This window comes from Streptomyces sp. UH6 (assembly GCF_013421635.1).
Taxonomy (GTDB): Bacteria; Actinomycetota; Actinomycetes; order Streptomycetales; family Streptomycetaceae; genus Streptomyces; species Streptomyces abyssomicinicus.
Genome location: NZ_JACADT010000210.1, coordinates 1 through 7,515, shown reverse-complemented (window position 1 = coordinate 7,515; position 7,515 = coordinate 1). Strand labels below are relative to the sequence as shown.

The 7,515-nt window shown below is 72.0% G+C and carries 8 protein-coding genes; all 8 read left to right on the top strand.

Annotated elements, in window-relative coordinates:
- The coding region (locus tag HW445_RS13075) for a DUF5941 domain-containing protein (RefSeq protein WP_180221191.1) at positions 1-1,425 on the top strand (1,425 nt) is incomplete at its 5' end.
- Entirely contained in the window at positions 1,422-2,174 is a 753-nt protein-coding gene (locus HW445_RS13070) for a sugar phosphate nucleotidyltransferase (RefSeq protein WP_151770500.1), read from the top strand. The genes HW445_RS13075 and HW445_RS13070, both read left to right, overlap by 4 nt.
- Positions 2,162-3,223: an iron-containing alcohol dehydrogenase family protein gene (locus HW445_RS13065; protein ID WP_180221190.1), complete on the top strand. Its 1,062-nt coding sequence runs from the start codon at positions 2,162-2,164 to the stop codon at positions 3,221-3,223. Before HW445_RS13070 ends, HW445_RS13065 begins: the two co-directional genes overlap by 13 nt.
- Positions 3,201-3,986, top strand: coding sequence for a CDP-alcohol phosphatidyltransferase family protein (locus HW445_RS13060; protein ID WP_180221189.1), 786 nt, complete (start codon positions 3,201-3,203; stop codon positions 3,984-3,986). The genes HW445_RS13065 and HW445_RS13060 overlap by 23 nt, the downstream gene beginning before the upstream one ends.
- 107 nt (positions 3,987-4,093) lie before the next feature.
- Positions 4,094-4,963 (top strand): glycosyltransferase, encoded by an 870-nt coding sequence (locus HW445_RS13055; RefSeq protein WP_180221192.1) that lies wholly within the window; start codon positions 4,094-4,096, stop codon positions 4,961-4,963.
- 143 nt (positions 4,964-5,106) lie between these two features.
- Entirely contained in the window at positions 5,107-6,036 is a 930-nt protein-coding gene (locus tag HW445_RS13050; protein ID WP_180221188.1) for an ABC transporter permease, read from the top strand.
- Complete coding sequence (locus tag HW445_RS13045; protein ID WP_180221187.1) at positions 6,029-6,808, top strand: ABC transporter ATP-binding protein; 780 nt, start codon at positions 6,029-6,031, stop codon at positions 6,806-6,808. The genes HW445_RS13050 and HW445_RS13045 overlap by 8 nt, the downstream gene beginning before the upstream one ends.
- Positions 6,809-7,128: 320 nt before the next feature.
- Positions 7,129-7,515, top strand: a 387-nt coding sequence (locus HW445_RS13040) for a squalene/phytoene synthase family protein (RefSeq protein ID WP_180221186.1), incomplete at its 3' end; no start/stop codon positions are given.

Below are 7,515 nucleotides of genomic sequence, written 5' to 3'. Positions count from 1 at the left end.
CACCGGCCCGAGCTGGGCAGCCTCGTCGCCGTCACCCCCGGCGACCCCCGGTCCCGCCAGGCGGCCCGCGAGGCCATCGCGGGCGTCGACGAGGAGGCCGTCCGGCTCCGCTCGGCGGTCAAGGCCCGGGACGGCTTCGTCACCACCTTCTTCGTGAGCCCGTACTCCAAGTACATCGCGCGCTGGTGCGCCCGGCGCGGTCTCACCCCCAACCAGGTCACCACCGCCTCGCTGGTCACCGCCCTGGTCGCGGCGGCCTGCGCGGCGACCGGAACCCGCGGCGGCTTCGTCGCGGCCGGTGTGCTGCTGATCGCCTCCTTCGTCCTGGACTGCACGGACGGGCAGCTCGCCCGCTACTCGCTCCAGTACTCGACGCTGGGCGCCTGGCTGGACGCCACCTTCGACCGCGCCAAGGAGTACGCCTACTACGCGGGTCTCGCCCTGGGCGCCGCCCGCGGCGGGGACGACGTGTGGGCGCTGGCGCTGGGCGCGATGGTCCTCCAGACCTGCCGGCACGTGGTCGACTTCTCGTTCAACGAGGCGAACCACGACGCCACGGCCAACACCAGTCCCACCGCCTCCCTCTCCGACAAGCTGGACGGCCTCGGCTGGACGGTCTGGCTCCGCCGCATGATCGTTCTGCCGATCGGCGAACGCTGGGTGATGATCGCCGTGCTCACCGCCGTGACCACGCCGCGGATCACCTTCGTGGTCCTGCTGATCGGCTGCGCCTTCGCCGCCTGCTACACCACCGCAGGCCGTCTGCTGCGCTCGCTCACCCGCAGGGCCGAGCGCACCGACCGTGCCGCCGGGGCACTGGCCGACCTGGCCGACAGCGGTCCCCTCGCCGAGGCCGTGGCCCGCGGCGCCCGTCGTGCGGTTCCGTCCGGAACCGCCCCCTTCGCGGCCGCCGCCGGCGCCCTGCTGGTGGTGATCCTCGCCGCACTCCTCGGCGCCTCCTGGATCACCGTCGCGGGCGCGGCCGGCTACGCGGTGCTCTCCGGCGCGGCCGTCGCGCGGTCCCTCAAGGGCGCGCTGGACTGGCTCGTTCCCCCCTTCTTCCGTGCCGCCGAGTATGGCGTCGTTCTGCTGCTGGCGGCCGACGCCGAGGTGAACGGAGCCCTTCCCGCGGCTTTCGGGCTGGTGGCGGCGGTCGCCTACCATCACTACGACACGGTGTACCGCATCCGCGGCAACGCCGGCGCGCCCCCGCACTGGCTGGTGCGGGCGGCGCTGGGTCACGAGGGCCGCACCCTCGTGGTCGCCGTGCTCGCCGCACTGCTGACCGCGGAGCAGTTCTCGGTCTCGCTCACGGCGCTCGCCGTGGCCGTGGCCGCCTTGGTGCTCGTCGAGAGCATCCGTTATTGGGTGTCCGCCCACCGGGCCGGCGCACCCGCTGTACACGACGAAGGAGAACCCGCATGATCGGCCTCGTGCTGGCGGCAGGCGCCGGACGCCGCCTGCGCCCCTACACGGACACCCTTCCCAAGGCGCTGGTGCCCGTGGGGCCCGAGGGGCAGGAGGACAGCATCACCGTCCTCGACCTGACCCTCGGCAACTTCGCCGAGATCGGCCTCACCGAGGTGGCGATCATCGTCGGGTACCGCAAGGAGGCCGTCTACGAGCGCCGTGAGGCCCTGGAGGCCAAGTACGGCGTCAAGATCACCCTCATCGACAACGACAAGGCCGAGGAGTGGAACAACGCCTACTCCCTGTGGTGCGGCCGTGACGCCCTCAAGGACGGCGTGATCCTCGCCAACGGCGACACCGTCCACCCGGTCTCCGTCGAGAAGACGCTGCTCGCCGCCCGCGGCGAGGGCAAGAAGATCATCCTCGCCCTCGACACGGTCAAGAGCCTCGCCGACGAGGAGATGAAGGTCGTCGTGGACCCCGAGAAGGGCGTCCGGAAGATCACCAAGCTGATGGACCCGGCGGAGGCCACCGGTGAGTACATCGGTGTCACGCTGATCGAGGGCGACGCGGCGGCCGAGCTCGGCGACGCGCTCAAGACGGTCTGGGAGACCGACCCGCAGCAGTTCTACGAGCACGGTTACCAGGAGCTGGTCAACCGGGGCTTCAAGATCGACGTCGCGCCGATCGGCGAGGTCGCGTGGGTGGAGATCGACAACCACGAGGACCTGGCCCGTGGGCGGGAGATCGCGTGCCGCTACTGACGAGGCTCATTCCGTCCCCCGTCGTCGTCGACATCCGGCCGGGCGCCCTCGAGGACCTGGCCGGCGTGCTCGCCGACGAACGGATCTCGCACTCCGGCAGGCTGGCCGTCGCGGTCAGCGGCGGCTCCGGGGCGCGGCTGCGTGAGCGGCTCGCCCCGTCGCTGCCCGGGGCCACCTGGTACGAGGTCGGCGGCGGCACGCTCGACGACGCGATCCGGCTGGCCGGCGAGATGAAGGCGGACCGCTTCGACGCCGTCGTCGGTCTCGGCGGCGGCAAGATCATCGACTGCGCCAAGTTCGCCGCGGCGCGGGTCGGCCTGCCCCTGGTCGCCGTGCCCACCAACCTGGCGCACGACGGCCTGTGCTCGCCGGTCGCCACCCTGGACAACGACGCGGGCCGCGGCTCCTACGGCGTGCCCAACCCGATCGCCGTGGTCATCGACCTCGACGTGATCCGGGAGGCCCCGGGCCGCTTCGTGCGGTCCGGGATCGGCGACGCCATCTCCAACATCTCCGCCGTGGCGGACTGGGAGCTGGCGCACAAGGTCAAGGGCGAGAAGATCGACGGCCTGGCCGCCGCCATAGCGCGCCAGGCCGGCGAGGCGGTGCTCCGGCACCCCGGCGGCATCGAGGAGAACGGTTTCCTCCAGGTGCTGGCCGAGGCGCTGGCGCTCAGCGGCATCGCCATGTCGGTCTCCGGCGACTCGCGCCCCTGCTCGGGCGCCTGTCACGAGATCAACCACGCCTTCGACATCCTCTTCCCGCGTCGCGCCGCCAGCCACGGCGAGCAGTGCGGCCTGGGAGCGGCCTTCGCCATGCACCTGCGCGGGGCCGTCGAGGAGGCCGGGCAGATGGCCGAGGTGCTGCGCCGGCACGCGCTGCCGGTGCTCGCCGAGGACATCGGCTTCTCCGCGGAGGAGTTCGTCAAGGTCGTGGAGTTCGCGCCGGAGACCCGTCCCGGCCGCTACACGATCCTCGAGCACCTCGACCTCCGGACCGACCAGATCAAGGACGCGTACGCCGACTATGTCAAGGCCATCGGTAGCTGAACTGCGACCCGTCGTCCACCCCGAAGGGGTGAAGGACCGGCGCAGCGGTGAGCACTGGGCGGGCCGCCTGTACATGCGGGAGATCTCGCTGCGGGTGGACCGCTACCTGGTGAACACCCGGGTGACGCCCAACCAGCTCACCTACCTGATGGTGGTGGCGGGCGTCCTGGCGGGCGCGGCACTTCTGCTGCCGGGCCTCGCCGGGGCGCTCCTCGGCGCGCTGCTGATCCAGCTCTACCTGCTGCTGGACTGCGTCGACGGGGAGGTCGCCCGCTGGCGCAAGCAGACCTCCGTCACCGGCGTCTACCTGGACCGGGTCGGCCACTACCTCTCCGAGGCGGCCCTGCTGGTCGGGTTCGGCCTGAGGGGCGCCGACCTGTGGGACGGGTCGGAGAGCCCGGAGTGGCTGTGGGCCTTCCTCGGCACGCTGGCCGCCCTGGGCGCGATCCTGATCAAGGCGGAGACCGACCTGGTCGACGTCGCGCGCAGCCGCAGCGGCCTGACCGCCGTGAAGGACGAGGCCGCCGCGCCCCGTTCCTCCGGCCTGGCGCTGGCCCGCCGCGCGGCGGCCGCGCTGAAGTTCCACCGGCTGGTCGGCGGCGTCGAGGCGAGCCTGTTCATCCTCCTCGTCGCGATCGGCGACCTGATCGCCGGCGGCGGTCTCTTCTGGACCCGCCTCGGCATCGCCGTGCTGGCAGGCATCGCGATCCTGCAGACCCTGCTGCACCTCGTGTCCATCCTCGCCTCGAGCAGACTGCGGTGAGCGCCCCCATGAACGAATCCCTGAAGGACGCCGTGCCCCAGGCCACGCCGGACGCCACCCCCACCGCCGGCCCCCGGCCGGCCAAGGTGGGCGCGGTGATCATCACCATGGGCAACCGCCCCGACGAACTGCGCGCGCTGCTCGACTCGGTGGCCCGCCAGGAGGGCGACCCGGTCGAGGTCGTCGTGGTCGGCAACGGCGCCCCCGTGCCGGACGTGCCCGAGGGCGTGCGCACCGTCGAGCTGCCCGAGAACCTGGGCATCCCCGGCGGACGCAACGTCGGCATCGAGGCGTTCCGCACCGGAGACACCGACGACGCGGGCGGCTCCGGCTACGACGCCGACATCCTGCTCTTCCTGGACGACGACGGGCTGCTCGCCCGCACCGACACCGCCGAGCTGTGCCGGCAGGCCTTCGCGGCCGACCCCGAGCTGGGCATCGTCAGCTTCCGGATCGCCGACCCGGACACCGGCGAGACCCAGCGCCGGCACGTCCCCCGGCTGCGCGCCGCCGATCCGATGCGCTCCTCCCGGGTCACCACCTTCCTGGGCGGCGCCAACGCGGTGCGCACCGAGGTCCTGGCCCAGGTGGGCGGACTCCCCGACGAGTTCTTCTACGCCCACGAGGAGACCGACCTCGCCTGGCGCGCCCTGGACGCCGGCTGGATGATCGACTACCGGGCCGACATGGTCCTGTACCACCCCACCACGGCCCCCTCCCGGCACGCGGTCTACCACCGGATGGTGGCCCGCAACCGGGTCTGGCTGGCCCGCCGCAACCTGCCCGCCCTGCTCGTCCCGGTCTACCTGGGCGTATGGATGGCGCTGACCCTCCTGCGCACCCGTTCGGGAGCAGCGCTCAAGGCATGGTTCGGCGGCTTCAAGGAGGGATGGACCTCCCCCTGTGGCCCCCGGCGTCCGATGCGGTGGCGTACCGTCTGGCGGCTGACAAGACTGGGCCGGCCGCCGGTCATCTGACAAGCTCGTCGGAGTGAGGACCGGGCCGCGGCCGTGCCGGCTCGCTGCCGTGCCCGTCCGCGCATGTGCCCGTCCCCGTCCGTGCACCCGCACGGCGGCCCACCGACACGCCGTATCCACCCGAGACAGCGAGAGTTCGAGCAGTGAGTGAGTCAACGCATGACGGCCCGGTCGCGGTGAGTCCGCGCCCGTCGCCCGACGACGGCCTGACGGCGGCGGAGCTCGCCGCCCGGTACGGCCTGTCCGTGAGCGGAGCGCGGCCCGCGATCCCGGCGTACGTGCGTCAGCTGTGGAACCGCCGGCACTTCATCGTCGCCTTCTCGCGCGCCAAGCTGTCCGCCCAGTACAGCCAGGCCAAGCTGGGCCAGCTCTGGCAGGTGGTGACGCCGCTGCTCAACGCGCTGGTCTACTACCTGATCTTCGGGCTCATCCTGAACGCGGGCCGCGGTCTGCCCAAGGACGTGTACATCCCGTTCCTGGTGACCGGCGTGTTCGTGTTCACCTTCACCCAGACGTCGGTGATGTCCGGCGTCCGCGCCATCTCGGGCAACCTGGGCCTGGTGCGGGCGCTGCACTTCCCGCGGGCCTCGCTGCCGATCTCCTTCGCCCTCCAGCAGCTCCAGCAGCTGCTGGTGTCGATGATCGTGCTGTTCGTGGTGGTGATGGTCTTCGGCAGCCGGCCCTCGCTGTCGTGGCTGCTGATCGTCCCCGCGCTGCTGCTGCAGTTCGGCTTCAACACAGGTCTGGCGCTGATCATGGCGCGGGCCGGGGCGCACACCCCCGACCTGGCCCAGCTGATGCCCTTCGTCACCCGGACCTGGATGTACGCCTCCGGCGTGATGTTCTCCATCCCGGCCATGCTCGAGGGCCGGCCCGGGTGGATCGCGGACGTGCTCCAGTGGAACCCGGCCGCCGTGTACATGGACCTGATCCGCTTCGCGCTCATCGACGGCTACGGGTCCGAGAACCTGCCGCCGCACGTGTGGGCGGTGGCGCTGGGCTGGGCCGTGGTGATCCTGGCCGGCGGCTTCGTGTACTTCTGGAAGGCCGAGGAGAGGTACGGCCGTGGCTGAGCAGCATCAGGAAGCCCGCGTCCCCACGGTGATCGCGGACGAACTGCACATCGTCTACAAGGTCAACGGAGCCAAGAAGGGCAAGGGCAGCGCCACCGCCGCGCTCTCCCGCATCCTGCGCCGCGGCGAGGAGCGGGGCGTGCGGGAGGTGCACGCCGTGCGCGGCGTCTCCTTCGTCTCGTACAAGGGCGAGGCGATCGGCCTGATCGGCTCCAACGGCTCCGGCAAGTCCACCCTGCTGCGGGCCATCGCCGGCCTGCTGCCCGCCGAGCGCGGCAAGGTGTACACCAACGGCCAGCCCTCCCTGCTGGGCGTCAACGCCGCCCTGATGAACGACCTGACCGGCGAGCGCAACGTCATACTCGGCGGCCTCGCCATGGGCATGTCGCGCGAGCAGATCCGGGAGCGCTACCAGGAGATCGTCGACTTCTCCGGCATCAACGAGAAGGGCGACTTCATCAGCCTGCCCATGCGGACCTACTCCTCCGGCATGGCGGCCCGTCTGCGGTTCTCCATCGCCGCCGCCAAGGACCACGACGTGCTGATGATCGACGAGGCGCTGGCCACCGGCGACCGCAAGTTCCAGAAGCGCTCCGAGGCCCGGATCCGCGAGCTGCGCCAGCAGGCGGGCACCGTCTTCCTGGTGAGCCACAACAACAAGTCGATCCGCGACACCTGCGAGCGGGTGCTCTGGCTGGAGCGCGGCGAGCTGCGGATGGACGGACCCACCGACGAGGTCCTCAAGGAGTACGAGGCGTTCACGGCGAAGTGACGCCGACACGACCCGGTCGCGCCGCGCCCGCCCCGCGCGGGCGCGGCGCCGCGTTGTGCGGCCGGGTCCGTGCTGCCGTGACCGGGGGACACCCCCCTGCCGACCAGCGACGGAGCGCCACGTAGGGTGGTTCGGGCGCCGCAATCACGGCAAGCCCGGCGAATCGGCGTATTCCTCGCACCCGAGCGCGTCGCCCCGCGGGCGGCGTGTCCGAAATAGTGCGATTTAGATCCACGGTGTAGAACGGGAGACATGACGGCAATGGCTACGGAAGCTCCCCGACCCGTAGGGTCCGCCGTCCTCGTCCAGGGCCGCGCGGGGTGAGGCGCGCCGCGGCGCCGCGTGCCGGGGACGGCACCCTCGACAAGGCGGCCGACGAGAACTTCCCCGTGGCGCCGTTCTTCCTGCCCCGCGCCTGGCGCGAGGACCTGATGGCCGTCTACGGCTTCGCCCGTCTGGTCGACGACATCGGCGACGGCGACCTCGCCCCCGGCGGCGAGGACGCCCGCCTGCTCGGCGTCGCCCCCGCAGACGCCGACGACCGGCTCCTGACGCTCGACGCCCTGGAGGCGGACCTCGGCCGCCTGTTCGGCGGCGGCCGGGCCGGTCATCCGCTGGTCGCCGCTCTCGCGCCGACCGTCCGCCGGGCCGGCCTCACCCCCGAGCCGTTCCTCGCCCTGGTCGCCGCCAACCGGCAGGACCAGCAG

Excerpts from the sequence above, each read along its gene's own strand:
- HW445_RS13070 (WP_151770500.1), top strand. The coding sequence starts at position 1,422 with ATGATCGGCCTCGTGCTGGCGGCAGGCGCCGGACGCCGCCTGCGCCCC.
- HW445_RS13060 (WP_180221189.1), top strand. The coding sequence starts at position 3,201 with ATGTCAAGGCCATCGGTAGCTGAACTGCGACCCGTCGTCCACCCCGAA.
- HW445_RS13055 (WP_180221192.1), top strand. The coding sequence starts at position 4,094 with ATGGGCAACCGCCCCGACGAACTGCGCGCGCTGCTCGACTCGGTGGCC.